Raw genomic sequence first — 26724 nt, 5'->3', positions numbered from 1 at the left:
GCACCCAGGCACGCGTGTCCTGCACTCAGACACGCGGCCGGCCCTGCGATGCTCAGTCGCGTCGGCTGCGCAGGTAATCGCCCACCACGGCGGCGCCCAGGCCGTCGACGTCGGGTGCGAGCACGCGCCCGCCCGCGCGGCGCGCGAGCAGGTCCACGAACGCCTCCAGCCGCGGATCGTCACCGAGCCGGAAGACCGAGAGCGCCGCACCCGACGCGGCGAGCCGGTCCACTGCGGACAGCGTCTTGGTGAGCGTCACGGGGCTCGGCGGGTAGTCGAACATCGCCTCGCCGTCCGGTTCGAGATGGGCGGTGGGTTCGCCGTCGGTGACCATCAGCACCACGGGTTGCGCGCCCGGGTGCCGCCGCAGGTGCCGCCCGGCGAGCAGCAGCGCGTGGTGGGCGTTCGTCCCCTGTTCCCACGTGCCGTCGAGCGCCACCAGTTCGGGCAGCTCGACCTGCCGGGCGTAGCGCCCGAACGTGATGATCTGGAGTGCATCCGCACGGAAGCGGGTCGAGATCAGTTGATGCAAGGCCAGCGCGGTGCGCTTCATCGGCAGCCACCGGTTCTCGGCGACCATCGACCAGGAGGTGTCGACGCACAGCGCCACCGCGGCCCGCGAACGGTGTTCGGTCTCGGCCACCTCCACATCGGACACGTCGAGCCACACCGCAGGACGGCCTGCCGACGCGGTGCGCAGCACCGCGTTCTGCACCGTCCTCGACACCGCCCACGGCTGGGTGTCCCCGAACTGCCACGGCCGGGTCGACCCCGTGACCTCACCCGCGGAGCCCGCCGCCGTGGTGTCACGCTCCCCACGCCCGGCCCGCAACGCGCGGACCACATCGGACAGTGCCGTCTCCCCCAGCCTCCGCAGCGCCTTCGGCGACAGCCGCAGCGAACCGTCCGGCGTGCGTTCGACCACGCCCTGCCTGCTCAGCTCCCGTTCCAGTTCGGCGAGCCTGCGCGCATCCACGGCGGCGTCGCCGCCGAGCTGGCGTTCCAGCGACTCGACGTCGATGTCCTCGAGGCGGGCGCCGGGATAGCTCTGCGCCAGCTGCTCGGCGAGCGCGTCCAGTTCGGACAGGTCCGTCATCGCCCTGGCGCCCTCGGCCAGTCCGAGCGGATCGTCCCCGCGGAACCGGCCGGACGAGGACCGGTCCTCCCCCGGCCTCGCGGCCCGCAGCTGTTCGTCCAACCGCGACAGCTGCTCGGCGATCCGCGGGTCCCCGAACGCCTGCCGGGACAGCTCCGCGAGCTCCTGCTGCTGCTCCGGGGTCATCGAGTTCAGCGCCCGCTGCGCCGCCGCCGAGCGTGCGGCCAGCGCGTCGATCAGCTCGTCCACCGTCGACGGGTTCTCCGGGAAGAACTCGCCGTGCCGCCGCATGAACTCGGTGAACCGCTCCTCGACGTCGGCATCCCCGCGGGCGTGCGCGGCGAGCAGGTCGTTCAGGTCGGCCAGCATCGCACCGACCCGATCGGCGTCCTCGGCCGTCGCCTGTTGCAGCGCCTCCTTCATGCCTTCGAATCGCGACGCCAGCAGTTGCTCTCCCAGCAGCCGCCGGATCCGCTCGTAGTTGTCCCTGCCCGTCTCCGACCGCCACTCGCGGTCGGCGAGCTCCGACACCGCGCCCGCCGTTCCCGGCGGCAACGCGTCCAGCTGCATCTCCTCGAAGCGGGCGTCGTCGGACGGGTCGGCCGCCAGGCTCTGCCGCTCCGCCGCGAGCGCCTCGTCGAGCAGCCGCTGCACCTTCTGCAAGGTGCCGTCCAGCCGGTGGCGGCGCTGGATCTCCGACCGTCGCTGCCACACCCTGCGGGTGAGTTCGTCCAGCCCGGCCGTCGCCCTCGTACCCCGGCGCAGCAGTTCGCCCATCGCCGAGCGCGGCGACGCGCCCTCCATGACGTCGCGGCCGATCTCGTCGACCGCCTCCCGCAGGTCCACCGGCGGCGCCAGCGGATCGGGACCGTCGTGATACGGCCCGTACCGGTATCCGTCGGGATTCATGACCGCCTCCACGGGACTCTGTGGGCCGTCGGGGTCGTGCTCACGCCCCGTAGACCGTCGCCGGGCCGCCGTCGTCGCCCGGCTCGCGGACGTCCTTGGCGACCTTCCTGCCGAGATACAGCGATTCGAGTGCCAGCTCGACCGCCGCCGCGATCCGCGCCGGCGCGTCGCCGGGACCCGCACCGCACCGCTCCGCCACGTCGTGCAGCACCGGCAGCTCCGGCAACGCGGCGAGCAGCTCCCGGCCACGGACCCGCTCACCCGTCTCGACCGGGTGCCCCTCGGTCACCGCCTCCGCCAGCGGCGTCAGATCCAGTCCCGCGAAGCGGGCGCGTGCTGTCTCGGCCACGGCCACCCGCAGCAGGTGCACCAGCTGTTCGAGCTCACGTCCCTCTTCGCCGGGTTCGAATTCGAGCTTGCCGCGCAGCACCTCGGGAACCGACTCGAGATCCACCGGGCGCGCGACCGCCGGCTCCTCACCCGTCAGCGCGCCGCGCCGCAGGGCCGCAGCGGCCACCGTCTCGGCGGCCGCCACCGCGAACCGTGCCGACACCCCGGATCGCTGGTCGATCATCGTCGCCTCGCGCAGCAGGCGCACGAACCGTGCCAGCACCTCGACCAACGGGTCGCCGACCTCCGCGACGAGCTCCGCCTCCTGCCGCACGAGGCCGATCTCCGCATCCAGCCTGCGCGGGTAGTGCGTACGGATCTCCGCCCCGAACCGGTCCTTGAGCGGGGTGATGATGCGGCCACGATTCGTGTAGTCCTCGGGATTCGACGTCGCGACGAGCAGCACGTCGAGCGGCAGCCGCAGCGTGTAGCCGCGGACCTGGATGTCGCGCTCCTCCATCACGTTCAGCAACGCCACCTGGATACGCTCGGCCAGGTCGGGGAGCTCGTTGACCGCCACGATCCCGCGGTGCGCCCGCGGGACCAGTCCGAAGTGGATGGTCTCCGGATCGCCGAGGGTCCTGCCTTCGGCGACCTTCACCGGGTCGACGTCGCCGATGAGGTCGCCCACCGAGGTGTCCGGCGTGGCGAGCTTCTCGGTGTATCGCGCACTGCGATGCAGCCAGCGCACCGGGAGGGCGTCGCCGAGTTCGGCCGCACGGCGGCGTGACGCGGGTGTGATGGGTTCCAGCGGGTGTTCGGCCAGCTCGGAGCCGTCGATGGCGGGGGTCCACTCGTCGAGCAGCCCGCCGAGGGTCCGCAGCAGCCGGGTCTTGCCCTGCCCTCGTTCGCCGAGCAACGCGACGTCGTGTCCTGCCAGCAGCGCCCGTTCCAGCTGCGGCACGACCGTGTCGCCGAACCCGACGATGCCCGGCCACGGCTCGCGGCCTTCCCGTAACGCCGTAAGCAGATTGGCTGCGATCTCGTCCTTGACGCCGCGCGGCGGGTGGCCCGCGGCACGCAGCTCACCTACGGTGCGTGGCAGGTCTGCGGGCGCGGTCTCCTCTGAGGCATTCACCCCGGCCAGCCTATCGCCGCTGCGACAGTCGCGTCACGACCCGCGACCCCGCCCGCCCCGGCCGGTACCCTCGGGCGCTGTGTGTTGTCCCAGTGCGACTCTGGCTGTGTGGTCCTCGGCGTGGCTCCACGGCGCGGCCGCGTCCGACAACGTGCTCGACGCCCTGCGATCGTGGGGCGAAGCGCACGAGGTGGTCGCCGCCGACGACACCACCGCCGCCGCCGTCGACCTGCCCGTGACGGGCAGTTTCCCGGCCCAGCCCGCCCACCTGCTGGGCACGTTGCGGAGACTCGGCGTGACCGACGCCCGCCTCGTGCTGCCGGTGCCGGGCGACGTCCGCGGCCTCGGCGGCGGCGGGGAACTGCCGAAGGCCGCCCTGGCCGCGGGCGAGGCCGTCGTACTGCCCGGTGCCGGCTACGGCATCGTGCCGCGGCACATCGCCGAAGGACTCGTCCGTTGGACCGTCCACCCACTCGCCGCCGCGGGCTCCGTCACGCCACAGGACGTGGGACTGGACCACGTGGGTCTCGCCGAGGCCGAGCACGGGCTGACCGATGCCATCCGGGACAGCGCTGGCGCCCTGCAGGCACTCGACGTGGCCAGCGAACGGTCGAGTGTGCGTGCCGAACTGTCGGCCCAGCTGCGCGCGCGGCCCGCACCCGACTGGCCGGAGGGCACGCCGGCGCGGGCCTTGCGGGTGCTGCAGCGCGCCGAGGAGATCGGCGCGATCCTCGAGGTCGCCGCGGCCGAGGAACCGGGCGGTGCCCTGTCGGCGTCGGCGGCCGAGCGGCGCGCGGACGCGCTGCGTCCCCTCTCCGAGGCGGTGCGCACCGCGAGGTGCGCGGCGGTCAACGAGGCGGTGCGGGTGTTCGTCGAACAGACGAACCGACGGTGACGTTCGAACGCCGCGCCGTATAGGCCGTTATACATGCCGGTGGTGGGTGGACCGCGTCAGGTGTCCACCCACCGGCCGGACGCGCGGAACGCTCAGCTCGTCGCCGGGCGCCTCACCGGCGCACAGCATCCCTCCGCGCACGGCGCACCGTTCAGCGTGCACCCTGCCACCGGGAAGGCCTCCGACAGCTTGCGCGCTCCCCCACCGGTGAGGTGCTCCTGCGCGAGTTCGACGACGAGTTCGGCGAACCGCGGGTCCCCGTTCGGAGTGGCCGCACGGGCGAAGCCCATCCCGAGCTCGGCCGCCCGGTCGGCCGCCTCGTTGTCGAGATCCCACACGACCTCGAGATGGTCCGAGACGAAGCCGATCGGACTCACCACGACGTCCCGCACGCCCTGCTCGTGCAACGCGTCGATGTGGTCGACGATGTCCGGCTCGAGCCACGGAACGTGCGGCGGCCCCGACCGGGACTGCCACACGACGTCGTGCTCCTCGACACCCGACTGTGCCGCCACGAGCCGTGCGGCCTCGAACACCTGCTTCGAGTACCGCTGCCCGCCCGTCTCCGGCGGTCCAGCCGCGGCATCCGCGGCCGTCGGGATGGAATGCGCGGTGAAAACCGTGCGCGCCGGACGCCCGTCGAGCTCCGCGTGGGCGGCCCGGACGGCGTCGGCGTTCGCGGACACGAACAGCGGGTGATCGAAGAACTGGCGCAGCTTCAGCAGTTCCGGTGCACCGTCACCGACGGCGGCGCGGGCGCGCTCGATGTCCTCGTCGTACTGGCGGCACGCCGAGTAGCCGCCGTAGGCGCTCGTCGGGAAGACCAGCGCCCGCTGCACACCGTCGGCGCGCATCCGTTCGAGGGTGTCCTCCACCAGCGGATGCCAGTTGCGGTTGCCGAAGTAGACGGGCAGTTCGACACCGCGCGCGGCCAGTTCCTCCTCCACCGCCGCCATCGCCTCCCGGTTGAGGCGGTTGATGGGCGAGACCCCGCCGAAGTGCCGGTAGTGCTCGGCCACTTCCTCGAGCCGTTCGCGCGGCACTCCCCTGCCCCGCGTCACGTTCTCCAGGAACGGCATCACGTCGTCCGGGCCCTCCGGTCCGCCGAACGACAACCACAGCAGCGCGTCGTAACTCACGGTGCCCATCTTTCCGCTGTGGCCCACCGCACGCGGCACCGGGTCGGCCCTGTGGTGCGGCGAGGCCGACCGTCGCCCGCGCCGGGGCCGATTCGGACGAACCCGTCGCCCGCGCATCGTGCACCGCCCCGGCGCCGCCGCGGCCCGCGGCCCGCGGCTACTGACCGGTGGCGTGCACCCCGCCGTCAACCATGATCATCGAGCCGGTCGTGGCGGGCATCCAGTCCGAGAGCGCCGCACAGATCGTCTTCGCCACCGGTGTCGGGTCGGTGGTGTCCCAGCCCAGCGGCGCACGGTCGCCCCAGCCGTCCTCGAGTTCGCCGAATCCCGGGATCGACTTGGCCGCCATGGTCTTGACCGGCCCCGCCGACACGAGGTTCACCCGCACCCCGTGGGGACCGAGGTCACGCGCGAGGTAGCGGTTGACCGACTCCAGTGCCGCCTTCGCGACTCCCATCCAGTTGTAGGCAGGCCAGGCGACGCGGGCGTCGAAGTCCATGCCGACGAGCGCCGAACCGGAACTCAGCAACGGCAGCACCGCCTTCGCGAGCGCCTTGTACGAGTAGGCGGACACGTCGACGGCCTTGCCGACATCCTCCGACGGCGCGTCCAGGAACGGCGAGCCCAGGCAGCTCTCCGGCGCGAACGCGATCGAGTGCAGCACGCCGTCGAGCCCGTCGACGTGCTCGCCCACGCGGTCGGCGAGCGTGTCGAGGTGTTCGGGGTTCTGCACGTCCAGTTCGACCACGGGCGCCGGCTCGGGCAGTCGTTTGGCGATGCGCTCGATCAACGACATCCGGCCGAAGCCGGTCAGCACCACCTGCGCACCCTGTTCCTGCGCCGTCTTCGCGGCGTGGAACGCGATCGACGCGTCCGTGATCACGCCGGTGATCAGCAGGCGCTTACCTTCGAGCAGTCCCGACACGGAGTTCTTCCCTTCGCTGTGTACCGATGGTGGCGGCGGTGATGCCGATTGAGCGGAATGCGGCGCGGCTCGGATGACCGATGCGTGCAGCCGCAATCCCGTGCGCGAGCCGCGGTGCGCACGCGCGCCCAGTGTCTCGCGCGGGGTCGAGTGGCTCGCGTGCGGTCAGTGCCCCATACCGAGGCCGCCGTCGACCGGAAGCACGGCACCGTTGACGTAGGCCGCGTCGTCGGAAGCCAGGAACCGCACCATGTGGGCGATGTCCTCCGGCTTGCCGTACCGGCCCGCCGGGATCTGCGCCAGCGCCGACTCCCGCTGCTGCTCGGTCAGCTCACCTGTCATGTCGGTGTCGATGAAGCCCGGCGAGACGACGTTCGCCGTGATGTTGCGCGAACCGAGCTCGCGCGTGATGGAGCGGGCCACGCCGACCAGGCCCGCCTTGCTCGCCGCATAGTTCACCTGGCCCGCGCCGCCGGACATGCCGACGACCGACGAGATGAACACGAGCCGGCCCCACTTCGCCCGCAGCATGCCGCGGGTGGCCCGCTTGGCGACGCGGTAGGCACCGGTGAGGTTGGCGTCGACCACGCGGGTGAACGACTCCTCGTTCATCCGCATCAGCAGCGTGTCGTCGGTGATGCCGGCGTTGGAGACCAGCACCTCCACCGGGCCCTGATGCTCCTCGACCGCGGTGAACGCGGCGTCGATCTGCTCACCGTCGGTGACGTCGGCCTCCACGCCGAACAGCCCCTCGGGGGCTCCCGATCCGCGGTGGGTCACCGCCACCTGATGTCCGGCATCCGCGAGACCGCGCGCGATCGCCAGTCCGATGCCGCGGTTGCCTCCGGTGACCAGAACCGACCGTCCCACGAGAAACCTCTCCTCACGCCGCATGGCAAATGTCCGCCGTGAGGCTATCCGGCATCGGCCCCGCCGGTTGCCGGTACCCGCAGGTAACCCGGCCGCGCCGGCCATGGCCTTCGCCACACGGCCCCGGCCCGCCCCACGGCGGGTCCGCGCCGTGGGGCGGGCCGCTGTTTCCCCATTGCTCGTCGCCGCGCCGACCACGGGAGCACGGGACAAACCCGCGCGCGATCCGCCGGACGCGGTCGGCAGAATCGGTGCAGCCGTCCGGCGCCCGCACCGAGCGCACACGACGCCACGCACCCCGCACCGTACGTACGAGGAGTAGCCACCGACGTGTTCCGGGTCGTCTTCTACCACCCCGAGATCCCGCCCAACACGGGCAACGCGATCCGGCTGTCGGCCAACACCGGCTGCCAACTGCACCTGATCGAACCGCTGGGCTTCGGATTCGAGGACAAGCAGCTGCGCCGCGCCGGGCTCGACTACCACGACCTGGCCGACGTCCACGTGCATCCGAGCCTCGACGCGGCCTGGGAAACGCTGCTGCCCGCGAACGTCTACGCCTTCACCGCGAAAGGCGACCGGCTCTACACCGACGTGTCCTACACCGACGGCGACGTGCTGCTGTTCGGCCCCGAATCGACCGGCCTGCCGGACGAGGTACTCGCCGATCCCGCGATCAGCGAGCGCGTGCACCTGCCGATGCTGTCGACGTCGCGGTCGCTGAACCTGACCAACACCGCCTCGATCGCCGTGTACGAGGCCTGGCGCCAGCACGGGTTCCCCGGAGCCCGGCCGTCCGGGAGCTGAGGCCCGGCATCCGATCCGCTCGGCAGGCGCGGTCAGTCGGGCAGGCGCCTGCCGATCAACAGCGAGCTGGCCGCGGCGCCGAACAGCACGAGCGTGCCGAGCACCACCCAGGGTCTGCTGGCGTCGGTGTCCTTGGTCTCGTACCCGATCTGCTCACCGAGGCTCTCGTAGACCTCGTCGAGTTCCTCGGCCGTGGCGGCCTTGTAGAAGTCGCCCCCGGAGAGGCGCGCGATCTCCCGCATCGAGGCGTCGTCGACCTGCACCGGCACGTCCTTGCCTTCGATCTCGACGCTGCCGTGCGAGGTGCCGAAGGAGATCGTGCTGACCGGGATGTCCTTCTCCTTCGCCTTCGTCGCCGCCGTGAACGCGCCGCGGGGGGCGTACTCGTCCTGCGGCACCGTCTGCTTCCCGTCGGTCATGAGCACGATCCGGGCCGGGGGCGGCCCCTGCGCGCCGCCGACCACGGCGGAGAAACTCTCGACCGACTGCATCGCCGCGAAGATGCCCTCACCGGTGGCCGTGGACTGCGCCAGTTTGAGATTCCGGATCGCGTGGGTGACCCCGTCCCGTTCCGTCGTGGGCGCCACCAGCACGGTGGCCGTGCCGGCGAACGAGATCAGCCCGAGGTTCACGCCCGGGGTGAGCCCTTCGGCGAACTGCGACGCCGCGTCCTGCGCCGCCTTCAGCCGCGTGGGTTCGACGTCGGTCGCCTCCATCGACAGCGACACGTCCATCACGAGCATGACCGTCGCCCGGTTCCGCGGGACCTTCTGCTCCGCCGTCGGCCCGGCGAGGGCGAACGTCAGCAACAGCAGCGACACCACCAGCAGCGCCGACGGCACGTGCCGGGTCCACCGCCTTCCACTCGGCGCGACCCGTTCGAGCAGCGCGAGGTTCGAGAACCGCATCGTCCGCTTGCGGCGGGAACGGACCGCCACGACGTAGCCGACCACCACCGCGGCGACGACGATCAGCAGCAGGAACCACCAGGGTGCGGAGAAGCCGGTCAGGTTCATGACGCCGCTCCCGACCAGCCGCGTTTGCGGGCGACCACGAACCGCACCGTGTCGGCGATCCAGTCGGAGTCGGTACGCAGCACGAGATGCCCCGCCCCTGCCTGGCGCAGCGCACGGGCCACGTCACCGCGGTGCTGCTGCGCTGCCGCGGCGAACTCCTTGCGCAGCTGCGCCGATGCGTGCACCTCGCGCTGCCTGCCGGTCTCCGGGTCGGCCAGCACGATGTCACCGACCTCGGGCAGGTCGACGTCCCGCGGGTCGAGCACCTCGACCCCGATCAGGTCGTGGCGCCCTGACAGTCCCCGCAACGGCCGCTGCCACGCCGTGTCGCCCAGGAAGTCGGAGACGACCACGGCGAGCCCACGGCGACGGGGCGGCCTGCGCAGCTGGTCGACGAGTTCGGCCAGGTCGCCGCGCGTGCCCTCGACGGCACGGGGCATCTCGGCGATCCGGCGCACCAGGTTGCGGGCGTGCGCCCGCCCTCCCCTGGCCGGCACCCGCACGGTCTCCGCGCCGTTCGAGATGAGCGCGCCCACCCGGTTCCCGCCGCCCAGTGTGAGATGTGTGATCGCCGCGGCGGCGCAGACGACGAGATCACGTTTCTCACACGCGGCCGTGCCGAAGTCGAGGCTCGCCGAGACGTCCGCGACGATCCACGTCTCCAGCTCGCGGTCGGCGATCGTCTCGCGGATGTGCGGCGTCGTGGTGCGGGCGGTCACGGCCCAGTCCATCCGCCGCACGTCGTCACCGGGCTGGTACGGCCGCGCCTCCCCCGGTTCCGACCCTGGCCCCGGCACCAGGCCGAGGTGGTTGCCCTGGAGCAGCCCGTCGAGCCGGCCGCGGACCTCGAGTTCGAGCGTCCGCAGCCCCGCCGCCAGCCGGTCACCCCGGAGCACGGGCGGAGCCCACGGCGGACGTCCTTCCCTGCTGCCGGCACCGCTCCCGCCCGCAGCGGGCGGATCCACGGGGTCGTTCGTGCGCGCCATGTCGACCGGTTACCTGCCCGGTGCGCCGGCCGCGACGGGCGGCTGGCCGCCCTGCGGACCCTGCGGCCTCGCGGTGACCTGGGGCAACGGCACGGTCTGCAGGATGCGGCTCACGATGTGGTCGAGGGGCACTCCGTCGGCGAGCGCGTCGTAGGACAGCACCAGCCGGTGGCGCAGCACGTCCCCGGCGACGTCGACGATGTCCTGCGGCAGCACGTAGTCACGCCCGCGCACGAGTGCGAGCGCGCGGGCCGCGGCGATGATGCCGAGGCTGGCGCGCGGTGAGGCGCCGTAGGACACCCAGCCGGCGACGTCGGACAGGCCGTGGTCGTTCGGGGTCCGGGTGGCGAGGACGAGGCGGACCACGTAGTCCACGAGCGCGTGGTGGACGAACACCTGCGACGCCGCGCCCTGCAGCCGGACCAGTTCGTCGGGGGTGAGCACCGTCTGCGGCTCGGGCGCGGCCACACCCATCCGGTAGACGATCTCGCGCTCCTCCTCGGCCGTCGGGTACTCGACGATGATCTTGAAGAGGAACCGGTCGCGCTGCGCTTCCGGGAGCGGGTACACGCCTTCGTTCTCGATCGGGTTCTGCGTGGCGAGCACGAGGAACGGGTCCGGCATCGGGAAGGTCTCCCCGCCGAGGGAGACGTGCCGTTCGGCCATCACCTCGAGCATCGCCGACTGCACCTTCGCGGGCGCACGGTTGATCTCGTCGGCCAGTACGAAGTTCGCGACCACCGGGCCGAGCTCCACGTCGAACTTCTCGCTGCCCTGGCGGTAGATCCGGGTGCCGAGGATGTCGGCCGGCACGAGGTCGGGCGTGAACTGCACGCGCGAGAACGACCCGCCGACGACCTTCGCGAACGTCTCGACGGCGAGGGTCTTCGCGACACCGGGCACACCTTCCAGCAGGAGGTGACCTTTCGCGAGCAACCCCACCAGCATGCGCTCGACCAACCGGTCCTGGCCGACGATGACCCGCTTGACCTCGAACACGGTCCGTTCGAGCAGCTGGGCGTCGCGTGCCGGTGCGCCGGGTTCCGCCCCGTTCGCGTTGTCGGGGGTGCCGGGCTCGGTCACACCTAACCTCCTTGCCGGTGATCTTCCCTCTCGCCGGGACCGTACCGCTCGCAGGCGCGTGCCCGTTGGGTGAGGTGGAGGGTCCCATGGAACCCGACACGCGGTATGACGACTGTGAACCGCTCCGGCCTCACGGCAGGTCGCCGGGCGTGTCGACGTCCGCAGCCTCGTCGCCGAGGGCGGGCACGTCGACGATCGTCAGACCGCCCAGCACCCGGCGCAACGCGAGCCCGGCCGGCCGGTCGGGAAGCGCCGCACGCAGCGAGGCCGTCCGCCACGCGCCGGCCAGCCACTGCCGGTGACCACCGGCGTCGACCAGCACGGCGCCGTCCACCGCGCCGGTGCGGTGCCCGCCCGCCTCGCCGGGTGTGGTCGTGCCGGGTGCAGCCGGGTCGGCCGGGTCGGCCGGGACCGTGTCGTCGAGGGTTCCGCCGCCCTGCGGCGCACCGGAGCCCTCGGGGTCACCACCCTGGTCGCGGTCGAGTGCGCCCAGCAGGCGTTCCACCGCCGTGGCCGTGATGCCGCGCAGATCGGCGGCCAGCACCACGACGCGCGACCGGTCGACGAGGGCCAGGCCTGCGGCCAGGGCCGCGACCGGACCACCGCCGGGAGGGTCCTCCCGCGTCCACCGCACCCGGATCCCGGCACCGCTCACGCCTGCGCGCCGCGGCCCGACCACCACGACCGGGTCGGCGCCGGAGAGCGCGTCGAGGGAGCGTGCGAGCAGGGTGCGACCGCCGATCTCGAGCATCGGCTTGTCCACCCCGCCGAGCCGGCGGGCCTCGCCGCCCGCGACGACGAGGCCCGCGTAGGGCTCCGGAGCACCGGGCGAACGCCGCGTCGCGGCCCCGGCCGGCGTCGTCACCCGATGAGACGCGTGGCGTACGGGAGGATGTCGCCGTACCGCACCGGAACCACGCGGACGTGGCCGCCGGAGTACGGTGCCTCGATCATCTGCCCGTTGCCCAGGTACATGGCGACGTGGTGGATGCCGCCGTTGCCCCAGAACAGCATGTCGCCGCGACGCATCTGCGACAGCGGCACCTTGCGCCCCGAGTCGTACTGGTAGCCGCTGTAGTGCGGCAACGCCTGCACCCCGGCGAACGCGTAGATCATCAGGCCCGAACAGTCGAAGCCGATCTTGGCGTAGTCGCCGTGGGCGTCGGCGACGCCGCCGTCACGGATGCCGTACGTCGGGCCGTGCGCGTTGCCGCCGCCCCAGGCGTACTGCACGCCGAGTTGCGACATCGCGCGCTGCACCGCGGCCTCGACGCTCGCGCCCGCCGGTGCCGAGGCGGGCTGGGCCTGCGGGGCCGGGGCGGAACCGCCCCCTCCTGCCGCCGCTGCGGCGGCGGCCTGCGCCTGCGCCTCCTCCTCGGCCTCTTTCTCGGCGAGCCATTCCCGGTAGCGTTCGCGCTGCCCTTCGAGCCCGCCGACGTGCGCGCGAGCCTCGCTGAGCTGTTGCTCGACGGCCGCCTTCTCGGCCTGCAGTTCCTCCGCCTTGGCGGCCTGCCTGCTACGCGCCGTGACGGCCGCCTGCTGGGCCTGTTCCGCCGCGGTCTTGGCCTCTGCGGCCTCGGCGCGCTTCCTGCGCGCCTTCTCGAGTGCCTGCCTGGCCGCGGCCTCCTTGTTCGACTTGCGCACCTGGGCACGTTTCATGCTGCCGAGCGCGTCGAGTTCGCTGTCGCCGACGGCGCCCAGCAGCTGCTCGCGCGCGAGCAGATCCTTCGGCGAGTCGGCGCCCAGGTAGGCGCTCAACGAACCGATCGTGGTGCCCTGCCGGTGACTCGCCGACACGAAGCGGTCCAGGGACTGGCGCGCGTTCCGGATGGCCCCCGAGGCGGTCCGGACCTCGGCCCTCGCCGACTCGGCGCGGGACGCGGCGGTATCGGCGGCCGCCCGCGCGCGCTGCAGATCGACCCTGGCCTTGTTTGCTTGTTCCAGCTTCCGTTCCACTCGGTTCCGCAGCGTGGTCAGCTTGGCGTCGGCGTCGGCGAGCCGACTGGTGAGCCGTCCGACCTGACCCGCCTTCTCGGAGGCTTCCGCCCGGCCCGCTTCGAGCTCCGCGTCGCTCGGGTTGGGCGGGGGCGGTGGCACCGCGACGGCCGTACCCGGCGCGCCCACCAGCACGGCGAGCACGAACGCTCCCGCCGCCAAGCTGCGCCGGGACCTCGTCCCGCCCGGCCGCGCCGTCGACTGCGACGCCGACGACTGCACCGTCCGGCCCACGCTCGTCCGCATCCGATCCCACCTCCTGCTACTCCGAGCAGAACTGTGCCATCACCACCACTGCATCACCATTCGCCACAGACGAAACATCGGTCTCGCTCGTCACATTTCCCCGTAGTGGGGGACCCACGTCCGGAATGTCCGGCAAACCCGGCAAGATGAGGGACATGTCCGCCACGCGCCCGAACGCCGTCGTGACCCGCGTCGCCGCGACCGCACTGACCGGCGTCGGCATCGTCGTCGCCGTGGTGGGCACGTTCCTGCCGTGGTTCCAGTCCGGCGACGTGGCGCGGAGCAGCTACGAGACGGCCGGGCTGATCGAGCACTTCCGGCTGGCGGGCGGGGCCGAGCAGGCACTGGCCGGGTGGGCGGCCGTTCCGCTGGCCGCGGCGGTGTGCGCCGCCCTCCTCGTGACGCGGTTCGTCCGCACCGCCGCCCTGCTGTGCCTGATTCTGTCGCTCGCAATGGGAACCGTCGCGGTGCTCGTCGCCGTCCAAGCCGGCGAACGTGATCAGGGGCCGATCGGGATCGCCCCGACCGGTCCCGTCGTCACCGCGATCGGCGCGGGCCTGGCGGCCGTCGCCGCTATCGGCACCGTGGCCGTGGCCGGACGAGCACGCGGAGCCGGTGGGAGCGGCGGGGCGCAGTGGGCCGCGGCCGGCGGCCCACGACGCGGCTGAAACACCGGCGGCACCACCGGCGACGACATGCAGAGCACGACACGCGGAGGGGGCGTCACCGACCGTTCGGATTCCCGGTGACGGGAGCCCGGCGAGCACACCTCGTGCACGCGTCGCGGGCGGCCGCCGGACAACGGAACAGAACACGCACCGGAACAGTGCACGCACCGGGTTCGACACACACAGGACACACAGGACAGACACCGACAGGGATCGACACACGCAGGTATCAACGCAAGCAGGGATCGACGCAGACAGAGATCAAGACAGACAGGCGGGAATCGTGACCACTCCACAAGGCCCCGGGGACCCGTGGGCGAACCAGCCCGGCGGCTACCCGGGCCAGCAGGGACCGTACGGACAGCAGGGTCCCCAGTACGGCCAGCCCCAGTACGGCCAGCCACAGCAGGGCGGCTACCCGTACGGCGGCCAGCCACAGGGCGGCCAGCCGCCGTACGGACAACCCCCGCAGGGATACGGGCAGCAGGGATATCCGCAGCAGCCCTACGGCCAGCCCGGCCAGTACGCGGGCGACCAGCAGGGCGGCTACGCTTCCGCACCGCAGCCCCCGGGTAAGGGACGCAAGCGCGGGCTGATCATCGGGCTCGTCGTGGCACTCGTGGTCGCCGCCGGTGCCGTCGGCAGTTATTTCGCGTTCTTCCAGCAGAGCTCCGTAGCCGCGGGTGCCTCCTCCCCGACCGACGCCGTGCGCAAGCTCGCGACGTCGTTCGAGGGCGGTGACCTCGCGGGGACCCTGACGACCTTCGCCCCGTCCGAGTCGCGGCTGCTGACCGACTCGCTCGACGAAGCGGTCGCGGAGTACAAGCGCCTCGGCGTGCTCACCGAGGACGCCGACCCCGAACAGCTCAGCGGCCTGAGCATCACCACCAAGAATCTGCGCTTCGACGAACAGGGCGAGGAGCAGGTCAACGACCGCGTCACGATCACCAAGCTCACGGGCGGCACGATCACCATCAAGGGCAACGCCGCCGAGCTGCCACTGACGCCCGAGGTCAAGGAACAGCTGCTCGCGGACGCACCTGTCGACGAGGAGACCACGACCATCGACATCGCCGAGGACGTGGACGAACCGATCCGCGTCGCCGCCGTCGAGGAGAACGGCGAGTGGTATCCGAGCCTCTTCTACACGATCGCCGACAACGTCCTGCAGGAAGAAGGCCTCGAGTGGCCGTCGCAGTCGATCCCCGCGGAAGGCGCCGGTTCCCCCGATGACGCCGTCAAGGGTGTCGTCAACGCGGCGCTCGACGGCGATCTCGAAGGCGTCATCAAGCTGCTTCCGCCGGACGAGATGGCGGTGCTGCACGACGTGGGCCCGCTGCTGGTCGACGCGGCGGGCGACTTCGAAGGCCCGCCCGACGCGGAGGTCACCGACCTGCAGACGGAGACCGCCGAGATCACGGGCGGCACGCGCGCCACGATCACGTCGGTGACCGTCTCGGTCCAGGGCAGCACCGTCACGGTCGCCAAGTCCGGCGACTGCTACGAGATGCAGGCCCAGGGCAGGAGCCAGCGGATGTGTGCCGACGACATCGCCCGGCAGGCTGCGGCCGACGCCGGCGACATGCCGCCTGCCGCCGCGCAGATGATCTCGAACCTCGCCGACGGGGTCATGAAGCAGGGCGTCGGCGTGGTGACCACGGAGGTCGACGGCAAGCACTACGTCAGTCCCGTACGCACGCTGAACGAGCTGGGCATGACGGTCGTCCGGAGCATGCAGCCGGAGGACTTCAAGGCCATGCTCGAGAGCGGCTACTGAGCCCGGCGGACGGACGAACTCAGGACTGACTACCTCAGGACCGAGGACGACGGGCCCCGGCACCACTTCACGGGTGCCGGGGCCCGTTCTCGCGGGTAAGGCGACCGGGTGTCAGCGCCGGGCGTGGACACCCCACGTGCCCCAGTGCACGACGTCCTCGACCGGGGCCCGCTTCGGCCGGGCCCACCGGCCGCGCTCCGGGTAGCCCATCGGGACCAGCGCCATCGTCAACGCGTCCTCGGGCAGTCCGAGCAGCGCGCGCAGCTCGTCCTCGTGGCCCGCGTAGAGCGTGGTCAGCGACGTGCCGACGCCGTGAACCCGCGCAGCCAGGCACAGGTTCTGCACAGCGCCGTAGATCGAGGCGCCCGTGCGGGGGTCGGCGGCCGCCGCCGCTCCCCGCAGCACCGGGAACACCCACACCGGTGCGTCTTCGAGGTGGCGCCAGGTGCTCGGCGCCCCGGAAACCGGCCGGGCTCAACCCCTCGGCCGTGCCCGCGAGGAACTCGTCCCGGCGGTGTCCGTAGGCGCGCTCCCAGTTGTCGCGGTACCAGGGCGCGATCCGGCGTTTCACCTCCGGATCGGTGACCACGACCCAGCCCCACTCCTGCCGGTTCCCACCGGAGGGGCCTCGGACGGCGGCATCCAGGATCTCCCACAGCACCTCGTCCGGAATCGGGTCCGGCGAGAGGTAGCGGCGGGCCGGCGTCGAATGCAGCACGTCGAGTGCACTCGGCACCTCGTCGCGGGATCCGGGGTCGGCGGTCGCGCCGTCGGTCATGGTCGGTTCCTCCCAGTCGTCGGTGGTCGCGGCACGGGCCGGCTGCCCACCGCCCGGCCGCAGGCAGCCTACGGGGATCGGTGATCAGCTCCGGCGTCGCTGCGCACGAGGCGAACCGGAACGGCGGCGGATATCACACGTTTCCGGCGAGATCGGGCCGCACCCTTGCTTGAACCAAAAAAAGGACAAGCGTACTGTTTATGGCGCAGGGATTGTCCGAGCCCACCTCTGCGGGCGCGACGGGGGTGCGCAAGACTCGGCCCTGGGTACCCGAACTAACCGCCGCATGGAGTGAGACGTGACTGCACCCGCCAGCAAAAACAGCTTCGGCGCTCGCGACACATTGAAGGTCGGCGACGCCTCGTACGAGGTGTTCCGCCTGAACAAGGTCGAGGGCTCGCAGCGGCTGCCGTACAGCCTGAAGATTCTCCTCGAGAACCTTCTGCGCACCGAGGACGGCGCCAACATCACCGCGGAGCACATCCGCGCCCTGGGCAACTGGAATCCGCAGGCCGACCCGTCCACCGAGATCCAGTTCACGCCCGCCCGCGTGGTGATGCAGGACTTCACCGGCGTGCCGTGCGTGGTCGACCTCGCCACGATGCGTGAGGCCGTCACGGCCCTCGGCGGCGACCCGGACCAGGTCAACCCGCTCGCGCCCGCCGAGATGGTCATCGACCACTCGGTGGTGATCGACATCTTCGGCCGCGCCGACGCGTTCGAGCGCAACGTCGAGATCGAGTACGAGCGCAACAAGGAGCGCTACCAGTTCCTGCGCTGGGGCCAGAACGCCTTCGAGGAGTTCAAGGTCGTCCCGCCGGGCACCGGCATCGTCCACCAGGTCAACATCGAGCACCTGGCGCGCACGATCATGGCCCGGAACGGCCAGGCCTACCCGGACACCTGCGTCGGCACCGACTCGCACACCACGATGGTCAACGGCCTCGGCGTGCTGGGCTGGGGCGTCGGCGGCATCGAGGCCGAGGCCGCGATGCTCGGCCAGCCGGTGTCGATGCTCATCCCGAAGGTCGTCGGCTTCAAGCTCACCGGCCAGATCCCGCCCGGCGCCACCGCGACCGACGTCGTGCTGACGATCACCGAGATGCTGCGCAAGCACGGCGTGGTCGGCAAGTTCGTCGAGTTCTACGGCGACGGCGTCGGCGCCGTGCCGCTGGCCAACCGCGCCACGATCGGCAACATGAGCCCCGAGTTCGGCTCCACCGCCGCGATCTTCCCCATCGACGAGGAGACGCTCCGGTACCTCAAGCTCACCGGCCGCTCCGAGGAGCAGCTCGCGCTCGTCGAGGCCTACTCCAAGGAGCAGGGCCTGTGGCACGACCCGGCCCACGAGCCGGAGTACTCCGAGTACCTGGAGCTGGACCTGTCGACGGTCGTCCCGTCCATCGCCGGTCCGAAGCGCCCGCAGGACCGCATCGAGTTGACCGACGCCAAGGCCTCGTTCCGCAAGTCGGTGCGCGACTACGTCCAGGACGACCAGGCCACGCCGCACACCCAGATCGACGAGAAGGTCGAGGAGAGCTTCCCGGCCAGCGACGCGCCCGCGCTGTCGTTCGCCGACGAGGACTCCGTCGCGGTGCAGTCGGCCGCCAACGGTGCCGACGGCCGCCCGTCGAAGCCGGTCACGGTCACGTCCGAGGATCGCGGCGAGTTCGTGCTCGACCACGGCGCCGTGGTGATCGCCTCGATCACGTCGTGCACCAACACCTCGAACCCGTCGGTCATGCTCGGCGCCGCGCTGCTGGCCCGCAACGCCGTCGAGAAGGGCTTGTCGGCCAAGCCGTGGGTCAAGACGTCGATGGCCCCGGGTTCGCAGGTCGTCACCGACTACTACGAGAAGGCCGGCCTGTGGCCGTACCTGGAGAAGCTGGGCTACCACCTGGTCGGCTACGGCTGCACGACCTGCATTGGCAACTCCGGTCCGCTGCCGGAGGAGATCTCGCAGGCGATCCAGGAGAACGACCTCACGGCCGTCTCGGTGCTGTCCGGTAACCGCAACTTCGAGGGCCGGATCAACCCCGACGTCAAGATGAACTACCTGGCCTCGCCGCCGCTGGTCATCGCCTACGCACTCGCGGGCACCATGGACTTCGACTTCGAGAACCAGCCGCTCGGCCAGGACGAGCAGGGACGCGACGTGTTCCTGCGCGACATCTGGCCGTCGCCGCAGGAGATCCAGCAGACGATCGACTCGGCGATCACGCAGGAGATGTTCACCAAGGACTACTCCGACGTGTTCGACGGCGGCGAGCGCTGGAAGGCGCTGCCCACACCCGAGGGCAAGACGTTCGAGTGGGATGCGGAATCCACCTACGTCCGCAAGCCCCCGTACTTCGAGGGCATGGGCGCCGAGCCGGAGCCGGTCACCGACATCTCCGGTGCCCGCGTCCTGGCGCTGCTGGGCGACTCGGTCACCACGGACCACATCTCCCCCGCAGGCGCCATCAAGGAGGATTCGCCCGCGGGCCGGTACCTCAAGGAGCACGGCCTCGAGCGCAAGGACTTCAACTCGTACGGTTCGCGCCGCGGTAACCACGAGGTGATGATCCGCGGCACGTTCGCCAACATCCGGCTGCGCAACCTGCTGCTCGACGCTGTCGTCGAGGGCGGGGTCCAGGGCGGCTACACCCGCGACTTCACGCAGGAGGGCGGCCCGCAGGCGTTCATCTACGACGCTGCCCAGAACTACGCCGCGGAGGGCACGCCGCTGGTCGTGCTGGGCGGCAAGGAGTACGGCTCCGGGTCGTCGCGTGACTGGGCGGCCAAGGGCACACGCCTGCTGGGCGTGCGCGCGGTGATCGCCGAGTCGTTCGAGCGCATCCACCGGTCGAACCTGATCGGCATGGGTGTCGTGCCGCTGCAGTTCCCGCAGGGCTCCTCGGCGTCCTCGCTGGGCCTGGACGGCACGGAGACCTACGACTTCGCCGGCATCACCGAGCTGAACAACGGTGTGACGCCGTCGACGGTCAAGGTCACGGCCACCAAGGCCGACGGCCAGCAGGTCGAGTTCGACGCCGACGTCCGCATCGACACCCCCGGGGAGGCGGACTACTACCGCAACGGCGGCATCCTGCAGTACGTGCTGCGGAACCTGACCACGTCCTGATTCCGTATCCGCCGCAGGCGCCCTGCCAGGCGAAGACCGCGGAGCCCAGCGACCCCCGCAACGCCCTGAATGTCACGGCGTTGCGGGGGTCGTCGGGTTTCGAGGAGTCGAAGGCGGCGTCCTTCGATACCTCGGATCAGGGGAACGGCAGCATCCCGGGCGCTACCCCAACGCGAGTCACTCCCCTTCGTGGAGCGTCTGGATCTCCGCACCAAGGCGGTCAGCGGCGGCAGTGGCTTCCGAGGCGGCATCACGCCAAGCCGGGAAGTTCGACTCGACCCAGTGTCGACGCGCATCGAGAAGGTGCCGGATGTAGGCATCCTCGAGATCCGTGAGTTGCCGCTGACCACGTCGGACACGGCCGTACACGACGGGGTTCTGCTCTGCGAGGTCGAAGAGCCCGTCGATCGCATGCACGGCCTGGCCTGCTTCTGTGAGCTCGACGACCATGTCGTCGGGCAGTGGAATGCCGATAGTTCGATTGGCTCGTCGCACGGAGTCGCGACGACGTCCCCGAATGACGTACGACCCAGCGACGACTGCTATCCCGACGACGGTCACGATCACGCCCACGGGCCACCGTGGCGTGGCCAGGGTGAACGCGTTGACCACCGGTGCATACCAGAACGGCCAAGCGACCTTCCGGGCAATGTCGTTGGCGCGCGCATCGCGGACGGCTCTGGCCTGAGCCGGCCTGTCGGCGTCCGACGCGGCGCGGACCATCGATTCGGTGGCGTACGGAAAATAGCGCGCGGCCGGCGGGTCGGTCTCCATGTGTTGCATCCTCGCCACTGGCACGTGCGCGGACAATCCGGTGCGTCAGTTCGTTCTCGCGCCGAAGGTAAAACGATCGTGATACCTTGGTGGTGTGACGACCACTCGTGAACGCATCATCGCCGGCACCGAGGCCGTGTTCGACGAGCACGGATTCGCCGGCGTCGGCATGGACCGGCTCACCGAGGCATCCGGGGTCTCCTCCCGCACGCTGTACAAGCACATGGGAAGCAAGACCGGTCTCATCGCCGCGGTACTGGATGCTCGCCGGGAACGCTTCGACCAGGCCTTCGACGTCCTGACTATCGAGGACCTCTTCGCGACACTGGCGTCCTGGGCCGACACCGAGGGGGCGCGCGGCTGCCTGTTCCTCCGAGCCCTGGGCGAGGACGGGCGCAGCGCGCCGGAAGTGGATCGCGCGGTGTCGGATTACCGCGACCTGTTGCAGCGCGCCATGGCACGCATCGTCGAGCACGAAACCGGCCGGACGGACGCAGTCCTGGCCGAACAACTGCTCGTGCTGTTCGAGGGAGCGACGGCCGCGATGTCCTACCGCGGACGTCAGGCCATCGACGCCGCACACGCCGCAGCGAAGTCCCTCATCGGCGGGCTCATGGGAGCCACGCCTTCCTGAGTCACGCCGAACCGAGTCAGGCCACCGTCCCGACGAACGGAGTCCGCATGCATCTGCTGACCCTCTTCTCCCACCCCTTCACCGATCGCTACCCGGCCGCCGTGATGGAGGCCTTCCACGAGGCGTTCGAACGGGCAGGGCACACCATCGACGTCCTCGACCTGCACCGGGAGGGCTTCGATCCCCGTTTCACCGACGCCGACCACGCGCATTTCTGGGGCGGTCCGGTCCCGGACGGGATCGCCGAGATGCACCGGCGGGTCGAGGCCGCGGACAGGCTCGCCTTCGTCTACCCCGTCTACTGGTGGGGGATGCCCGCGATGATGAAGGGATGGATCGAGCGTGTCTTCACCGGCGGCTGGGCGTACCAGTACGGCGCCGGTGTCAACGACCGCGGCAAGCAGCCTCTCCACGCGCTGCTGCCGAGCATCCCCACCGTGCTCATCGGCGTGGGCGGTTCGAAGCAGCGCACCTACGACAGATACGGCTACCACGAGGCGATGCGCACCCAGATCGCTGTCGGCATCTTCGCCTATTGCGGTATCGACGACGTCGAGAGTCACCTCATCTACGACGTCGAAGGTGATCACAACGCACCCCAGCGCGAGGCCGGGCTGACTCAGGCGCGTGGCATCGCCGAGGCATTCCTCGCGCCGGACCGGGTGGCGCGGACGGCGAAGGCCGACCACCTGGCCGCTCGGCAGGGGATGCTGTCATCGCTCTGACCCGGCCGGTGTCCGAGGAAGACGGCGGCTGCTTGGGCCACGGGTCCGCTGCGCAGCGCCGCTGCAGGTCACGTACGCGGGCCATCGGTATCCGGGCAAGCACGAACCACTACCGCAACGGCGGCATCCCGCAGTACGTGCTGCGGAACCTCCCGGCCAAGCCCTGTTCCACGCGACACACGGCGTGAGCCTTCCGGCTCCCGGCGCCGTTCGCGGCCGGCGGCCGGTGCGATCGCGTGGTCGGGACCTGTCGTGCGACGCGCCCGCCGGAGGCGTTAATCGGTCGCGCGCCGGCGGTGGTGATGGTTCCGTGTCGGAGTGATCCCCTCCGACGTCTTTCGCGACCTGCCGAACCTGACCGACGACCGGCTGCGTCTGGTCCCCCTCGCCGAGGAGCATTTCGACGGCGTGCGGAGGATGCTCGACGACCCGGTCGGCCGCCGGTTGACCGGGACGCACCACACGTTCACCGACGAGGAGGTGAGGCGGCACCTCGCCACCCGGGCCGACCACCACGACCGCGCGGACTGGGCCATCACGGACGCGGACACGGGCGCCTTCGTCGGCGAGGCGGTGTTGCACGAACTGGACGCGCCGAACGCCACCGCGGGTTACCGCATCTCGCTGCTCGGCCCCGAGGTCTTCAGCCGCGGGTACGGCACCGCGGCGACGCGGATGGTGCTGAACTACGCGTTCGACGTCGCCGGTCTGCACCGCGTGGGCCTCGAGGTGTTCGATTTCAACGTCCGCGCCCAGCGGGTCTACGAGAAGTGCGGATTCGTCCGGGAAGGCATCCATCGCAGCGCGCTGCACTGGGACGGCATCTGGCACGACGTGATCGTGATGGGGATCATCGCGAGCGATCCACGACCGGCGTGAGCACGAAGATCGGAAACGCACGGCCCGCCTGCTCCCGTTCCATGCCGTAGCCGGGCCAGAACGCCAACAGCCGACGCCACATGGCGTCGCGGTCCAGACCGGTGAGTTCACGGGCCCGCACCGGGATGTCACGACCGTGTACCAGCACCCGCGCGTCCGGGCAGGCGCGCAGGTTGAGCGCCCAGGCCGGGTCGTGGGCGCGGCCCCAGTTCGACCCCGTGACGACGAAGACCTCGCCCCCGCCTGCCTCGGTGCCGGCGGGTTCGTCGCCTCGGGCTTCGTCAGCCGGGGCCTGACGATCGGGCATGTAGAGCAGATTGTTCTCCCGCGCCTGTCCGGTACGCCGCCCCGTCGTGGTCAGCCGCAGCGACGGCAAGCCGGCGATGCCGACGAGACTGGCCCGTCCCCGCGAGGCTCGGTGCAGGCGGGTATCGGCCCACACGATGCCCTCGGCGAGCTTCATCAACGACCGTCGTCGGCCCAGCACCCGGGCGACGGCGGGCAGAGGGTTCCGCATACCGGACATTCGATCATTCCCGAGGCACCTGCCGCACGCCGGTTTCCCGCCGGTTGTGCAACCGATCCCCGCGCGCCGGCCTCACGGCGGAACTACGGCGGCGGCACACGGCGTGGACCACCGAGCCGCTCCGCCGCCACGAGGGTCGATCCGCCGTGCCGGCGCACCGGCCGCAGAACACGCGGTGGTGAGCGCAGGACACGCGGGTCACACGGCGCGGGCGAGGGAGACGCCGAACCGGTTCGCCTCGTCGGTCCACCAGTGTTCGCGGGCGAAACCCGCGTCGGCGAGTTCGGCCCGCACACCGTCGGGCCGGAACTTGGCGGAGACCTCCGTCCGCAGGTGCTCGCCCGCGCGGAACTCGGCGTCCAGTCCGGCGCCCGGGACGTGCACCACGAGGTCACGACGGGCCCGCAGCCGCATCTCGATCCACTCGTGCTCGTCGTCCCACACCGCCACGTGGTCGAAGTCGGCCGGGTCGGCGTCCGCGCCCAGTCGGGCGTTCAGCACCGTGAGCACGTTGCGGTTGAACTCGGCCGTCACACCGCGCGCGTCGTCGTAGGCGGCCACGAGCGTGGCGGGATCCTTGACGAGATCGGTCCCGAGCAGCAGCCACTCCCCCGGCTTCAGCACCGCGCGCACCGACCGCAGGAACGCCGCGCGCTCGGCGGGCGGGAAGTTGCCGATCGTGCCGCCGAGGAACGCCACCACTCGCGGCGGCGCCCCGGGCAGCTCGCCGAGGTTCACGGTGAAGTCCCCGACGACACCGTGCACGGCCAGGTCCGGGTAGTCGGCGGCGATCGCCTCGGCAGCCTCGGTCAGCGCCGAGGCCGACACGTCCTGGGGCACGAAGCCCGTCAACGTGCCCGCCGACCGCAGGGCGTCGAGCAGGGCACGCGTCTTCTCACTCGACCCGGCACCGAGTTCCACGAGCGTGCGCGCCCCGGTGGCCGCCGCGATCGCGGGAGCCTCGCGCAGCAGCACCTCCCGTTCGGCGCGCGTGGGGTAGTACTCGGGCAGCGCGGTGATCTGTTCGAACAGCTCGCTGCCCCGCGCGTCGTAGAACCAGGTGGCGGGCAACCACTTCTGCGGCGCGGACAGTCCTTCCCTGACGTCGCGCCGCAGCGCCGCGGTCAGGTCCTCACCGGTGCGGTGTCGTTCGATGATCACGTCGTTCACGCGGAGCTCCGTTCGTCCAGGGGCAGTGTCGTGCTGGTGACCTCGCCGGTGGTGTCCCGGCGGGCGACGACGACGTGCCCGTCCGGCACGGGCCGCCACCGCGGGTCGCCGTCGTGGGGTTCGGAGGCAACGCTCACGCCGTCGGCCGCTGCGCGGACCGACAGCGAGTGGCGCCACGCCGTCGCGACCAGCAGGTCGTGGCCTGCGAGCACGAGGTTCAACCTGGACCCCGGCGCGGCCCGGTCCACATCGGACACCAACCGGGCCACTTCGGTCACGGGCTCACCGCCCTCGGCCAGCCGGCGGCGCAACAACGCCCACAGCAACGCCGAATCCGTGCGTGACTCCAGCCCCAGGAGGTCGACGACCGGCAGCTTCTCCGCGAGTCCCGCGACCGACGACGGCCAGCCGGCGACCACGCCGTTGTGGCTGAACATCCACCGGTCGTCGACCAGCGGAGCACACGCCGCCTCCTCGACCGGCATGCCAGGGGTGCCCGACCGCACCGCCCCGACGAACACCGGCGACCGCAGCGTCTCGGCGAGCCGCGGCAGCGCATCGTCGGTCCACAGCGGACGCGCGCGGCGGTACTGCACCGGCGGTCCTGAGTCGTCGGCCAGCCAGGCGAGGCCGAATCCGTCGGCGTTGACGGTGCCCCCACCGCGCATGTCCGCGGGAGCGTAGGACTGCACGAGCAGCGCGTGCGGCGCGCTCAGCAGCGGACCGGCGGGCGAGGTCGGCGTGCCGAGGTATGCGAGATGCCGGCACACCGCTCACACCACCTCGTCCCGGGACAGATCGCGCGCACAACGGAAACCCGTGAAGATCTGCCGCCGGATCGGGAAGTCCCAGTTGCGGAACGTGCCGCGGATCGCCACCGGGTCCGTGCCGAACGAACCGCCGCGAAGCACCTTGTGGTCACTGCCGAAGAACACCTCGGAGTACTCCCGGTACGGGAACGCCGCGAAGCCCGGGTAGCCCGCGAAGTCCGTGGCGGTCCACTCCCAGACGTCGCCGATCAACTGGTGTGCCCCGACCGGCGACACGCCGTCCGGATAGGCGCCGACCGGGGCGGGCCGGAGGTGCCGCTGGCCGAGGTTGGCGCGCTCGGCCGTGGGTTCCTCGTCGCCCCACGGGTAGCGCAGCGAACGGCCGGTCGACGGATCGTGCCGGGCCGCCTTCTCCCATTCCGCCTCCGTGGGCAGCCGTTTGCCGGCCCACGCGGCGTAGGCCTCCGCCTCGTGGAACGACACGTGCAACACCGGCTCGTCGGCCGGGACCGGTTCGTCGACGCCGAACCGCCTGCGCCGCCAGCGGCCGCCGTCGCGATACCAGAATCGCGGCGCGCCGATGCCGTTGCCGGTCACGTACGCCCAGCCCGCCTCGCTCCACCACCGCGGATCGGTGTATCCGCCGGCGTCGACGAACGCGGCGTACCGCCCACTCGTGACGGGGACCGTGTCGAGCGCGAACGCGTCGACGTGGACCTCGTGCGCCGGCCGTTCGTTGTCGAGTGCCCACGGCTCGACCGACGTCCCCATGACGAACGACCCCGCGGGCACGACGACCTCCTCCGGCAGCGGTCCGGCACGCCGGCCGGGCGGTGCGGGCGCGTCGAGCAGCGGGTCGCCTCGCCGCAGCTGGTGGGTCGCGAGCATCGTCTCGTCGTGCTGCTGCTCGTGCTGGGCGATCATGCCGAACGCGAACGCCGACGCGGTCAGCCCGCTGCCCTCCAGCGGCACGCGGTCGAGGGCGTCGAGTGCCTTCTCCCGGACCTGCCCCACGTAGGCGCGCGCTTCGTCCGGCCCGAGCAGCGGCAGTGCCGGCCGGTCGGAACGCGGATGCTGGAACGCGTCGTAGAGATCATCGATGTCGGGGCGCAGCGGTTCACGCCCGCCGACGTCCCGCACGAGCCAGATCTCCTCCTGACTGCCGACGTGCGCGAGATCCCACACCAGCGGCGACATGAGCTTCGAATGCTGCCGGGTGAGCTCCGCGTCGTCGATGTCGGTCAGCGCCGCGGTGCGCCGGCGTGCCCGGTCCAGCGCGGCGGCCGCCCGGGCACGCAACTCCTCGGCGGAGCCGGCCCGATCCGGCCCTTCCGGCGCGGTACCGGGTGAGGCCGTGGGACCGGGTGAGGCCGTAGGACCGGGTGAAGCGGTCGGCGCTGGTGGAAGAGTGGGGCTGGGTGAAGGAGTGGGAGCCGGGGCAGGATCGGACGTGGCCATGCTTCC

23 protein-coding genes and 2 pseudogenes are annotated in these 26724 nt (G+C 71.4%); 8 read left to right on the top strand and 17 right to left on the bottom strand.

What is annotated here, in order from left to right:
• Nucleotides 1-52: 52 nt before the first annotated feature.
• Both LY12_RS07235 and LY12_RS07230 read right to left on the bottom strand, forming a co-directional pair.
• Complete coding sequence (locus LY12_RS07235) at nt 53-2005, bottom strand: vWA domain-containing protein (protein ID WP_253854192.1); 1953 nt, start codon at nt 2003-2005, stop codon at nt 53-55.
• 40 nt (nt 2006-2045) lie between these two features.
• Complete coding sequence (locus LY12_RS07230; protein WP_253854190.1) at nt 2046-3473, bottom strand: sigma 54-interacting transcriptional regulator; 1428 nt, start codon at nt 3471-3473, stop codon at nt 2046-2048.
• Between the two features lie 79 nt (nt 3474-3552).
• Here LY12_RS07230 and LY12_RS07225 point away from each other — a divergent pair, with 79 nt between their 5' ends.
• Nucleotides 3553-4368 carry an Rv1486c family protein gene (locus LY12_RS07225; RefSeq protein ID WP_253854189.1) on the top strand — a complete coding sequence of 272 codons (816 nt, stop codon included), beginning with the start codon at nt 3553-3555 and terminating at the stop codon, nt 4366-4368.
• A gap of 92 nt (nt 4369-4460) precedes the next feature.
• On the opposite strand, the gene LY12_RS07220 is transcribed toward LY12_RS07225, so the two are convergent.
• The 3 genes from LY12_RS07220 to fabG all read right to left on the bottom strand — a co-directional run bounded on the left by LY12_RS07220 (nt 4461) and on the right by fabG (nt 7302).
• A complete protein-coding gene (locus LY12_RS07220) occupies nt 4461-5507 on the bottom strand; it encodes a ferrochelatase (RefSeq protein WP_253854977.1) in 1047 nt (348 codons plus the stop codon).
• A 157-nt stretch (nt 5508-5664) separates the two neighbouring features.
• Complete coding sequence (gene fabI / locus LY12_RS07215; protein WP_253854188.1) at nt 5665-6432, bottom strand: enoyl-ACP reductase FabI; 768 nt, start codon at nt 6430-6432, stop codon at nt 5665-5667.
• Nucleotides 6433-6597: 165 nt separating this feature from the next.
• On the bottom strand, nt 6598-7302 hold the full coding sequence (gene fabG, locus LY12_RS07210; RefSeq protein WP_308292078.1) for a 3-oxoacyl-ACP reductase FabG: 705 nt from the start codon (nt 7300-7302) through the stop codon (nt 6598-6600).
• 330 nt (nt 7303-7632) lie between these two features.
• Here fabG and LY12_RS07205 point away from each other — a divergent pair, with 330 nt between their 5' ends.
• Nucleotides 7633-8109 carry a tRNA (cytidine(34)-2'-O)-methyltransferase gene (locus LY12_RS07205; RefSeq protein ID WP_253854186.1) on the top strand — a complete coding sequence of 159 codons (477 nt, stop codon included), beginning with the start codon at nt 7633-7635 and terminating at the stop codon, nt 8107-8109.
• 32 nt (nt 8110-8141) lie between these two features.
• Here LY12_RS07205 and LY12_RS07200 read toward each other — a convergent pair whose 3' ends face one another.
• The 5 genes and pseudogenes from LY12_RS07200 to LY12_RS07180 all read right to left on the bottom strand — a co-directional run bounded on the left by LY12_RS07200 (nt 8142) and on the right by LY12_RS07180 (nt 13435).
• Nucleotides 8142-9125, bottom strand: coding sequence for a VWA domain-containing protein (locus LY12_RS07200; protein ID WP_253854185.1), 984 nt, complete (start codon nt 9123-9125; stop codon nt 8142-8144).
• A complete protein-coding gene (locus LY12_RS07195; protein ID WP_253854184.1) occupies nt 9122-10111 on the bottom strand; it encodes a DUF58 domain-containing protein in 990 nt (329 codons plus the stop codon). Before LY12_RS07195 ends, LY12_RS07200 begins: the two co-directional genes overlap by 4 nt.
• 9 nt (nt 10112-10120) lie before the next feature.
• A complete protein-coding gene (locus LY12_RS07190; RefSeq protein ID WP_253854182.1) occupies nt 10121-11194 on the bottom strand; it encodes an AAA family ATPase in 1074 nt (357 codons plus the stop codon).
• A gap of 481 nt (nt 11195-11675) precedes the next feature.
• Nucleotides 11676-12059: pseudogene (gene mobA / locus LY12_RS26350) on the bottom strand (molybdenum cofactor guanylyltransferase); the annotation flags it as partial.
• Nucleotides 12056-13435, bottom strand: a complete 1380-nt coding sequence (locus tag LY12_RS07180) for an NlpC/P60 family protein (protein WP_253854180.1) — start codon at nt 13433-13435, stop codon at nt 12056-12058. The pseudogene mobA and the gene LY12_RS07180, both read right to left, overlap by 4 nt.
• A 155-nt stretch (nt 13436-13590) precedes the next feature.
• On the opposite strand from LY12_RS07180, the gene LY12_RS07175 reads away from it, so the two are divergent.
• Both LY12_RS07175 and LY12_RS07170 read left to right on the top strand, forming a co-directional pair.
• Complete coding sequence (locus LY12_RS07175; RefSeq protein WP_253854179.1) at nt 13591-14103, top strand: hypothetical protein; 513 nt, start codon at nt 13591-13593, stop codon at nt 14101-14103.
• Between the two features lie 283 nt (nt 14104-14386).
• Nucleotides 14387-15880, top strand: a complete 1494-nt coding sequence (locus LY12_RS07170; RefSeq protein WP_253854177.1) for a flagellar basal body protein FliL — start codon at nt 14387-14389, stop codon at nt 15878-15880.
• A 111-nt stretch (nt 15881-15991) separates the two neighbouring features.
• Here LY12_RS07170 and LY12_RS07165 read toward each other — a convergent pair whose 3' ends face one another.
• Together LY12_RS07165 and LY12_RS26235 are read right to left on the bottom strand one after the other, a co-directional pair.
• The gene (locus LY12_RS07165; protein WP_253854176.1) at nt 15992-16285 is read right to left on the bottom strand and encodes a nitroreductase family protein; all 294 of its coding nucleotides are present in this window, start codon (nt 16283-16285) and stop codon (nt 15992-15994) included.
• 160 nt (nt 16286-16445) lie between these two features.
• Nucleotides 16446-16658 (bottom strand): annotated as a pseudogene (locus LY12_RS26235) (nitroreductase family protein); the annotation flags it as partial.
• Between the two features lie 298 nt (nt 16659-16956).
• Between LY12_RS26235 and acnA the strand changes: the two are divergent.
• Nucleotides 16957-19782: an aconitate hydratase AcnA gene (gene acnA, locus LY12_RS07160; protein ID WP_253854175.1), complete on the top strand. Its 2826-nt coding sequence runs from the start codon at nt 16957-16959 to the stop codon at nt 19780-19782.
• A gap of 177 nt (nt 19783-19959) precedes the next feature.
• Here the strand turns inward: acnA and LY12_RS07155 are convergent, their stop codons facing one another.
• The gene (locus LY12_RS07155; RefSeq protein ID WP_253854174.1) at nt 19960-20556 is read right to left on the bottom strand and encodes a hypothetical protein; all 597 of its coding nucleotides are present in this window, start codon (nt 20554-20556) and stop codon (nt 19960-19962) included.
• A 94-nt stretch (nt 20557-20650) separates the two neighbouring features.
• On the opposite strand from LY12_RS07155, the gene LY12_RS07150 reads away from it, so the two are divergent.
• From LY12_RS07150 to LY12_RS07140, 3 genes are all read left to right on the top strand, one after another.
• Nucleotides 20651-21190: a TetR/AcrR family transcriptional regulator gene (locus LY12_RS07150; RefSeq protein WP_253854173.1), complete on the top strand. Its 540-nt coding sequence runs from the start codon at nt 20651-20653 to the stop codon at nt 21188-21190.
• 47 nt (nt 21191-21237) lie between these two features.
• A complete protein-coding gene (locus tag LY12_RS07145) occupies nt 21238-21915 on the top strand; it encodes an NAD(P)H-dependent oxidoreductase (protein ID WP_253854172.1) in 678 nt (225 codons plus the stop codon).
• Between the two features lie 318 nt (nt 21916-22233).
• Nucleotides 22234-22794 (top strand): GNAT family N-acetyltransferase, encoded by a 561-nt coding sequence (locus tag LY12_RS07140; protein ID WP_253854171.1) that lies wholly within the window; start codon nt 22234-22236, stop codon nt 22792-22794.
• Here the strand turns inward: LY12_RS07140 and LY12_RS07135 are convergent.
• From LY12_RS07135 to egtB, 4 genes are all read right to left on the bottom strand, one after another.
• A complete protein-coding gene (locus LY12_RS07135; protein ID WP_253854169.1) occupies nt 22766-23311 on the bottom strand; it encodes a nitroreductase/quinone reductase family protein in 546 nt (181 codons plus the stop codon). The genes LY12_RS07140 and LY12_RS07135 overlap by 29 nt on opposite strands.
• Nucleotides 23312-23518: 207 nt before the next feature.
• Nucleotides 23519-24490, bottom strand: coding sequence for an L-histidine N(alpha)-methyltransferase (egtD, locus tag LY12_RS07130; RefSeq protein ID WP_253854167.1), 972 nt, complete (start codon nt 24488-24490; stop codon nt 23519-23521).
• Nucleotides 24487-25260 carry an ergothioneine biosynthesis protein EgtC gene (egtC, locus tag LY12_RS07125; RefSeq protein WP_253854165.1) on the bottom strand — a complete coding sequence of 258 codons (774 nt, stop codon included), beginning with the start codon at nt 25258-25260 and terminating at the stop codon, nt 24487-24489. The genes egtD and egtC overlap by 4 nt, the downstream gene beginning before the upstream one ends.
• A 3-nt stretch (nt 25261-25263) precedes the next feature.
• Nucleotides 25264-26559 carry an ergothioneine biosynthesis protein EgtB gene (gene egtB, locus LY12_RS07120; RefSeq protein WP_253854163.1) on the bottom strand — a complete coding sequence of 432 codons (1296 nt, stop codon included), beginning with the start codon at nt 26557-26559 and terminating at the stop codon, nt 25264-25266.
• Nucleotides 26560-26724: the final 165 nt, after the last annotated feature.

The organism is Prauserella alba, from assembly GCF_024171735.1.
In the GTDB taxonomy this organism is placed as follows: domain Bacteria; phylum Actinomycetota; class Actinomycetes; order Mycobacteriales; family Pseudonocardiaceae; genus Prauserella; species Prauserella alba.
Note: the sequence above shows the minus strand (reverse complement) of the source record. Positions and strands in the feature narration are given on the sequence as shown.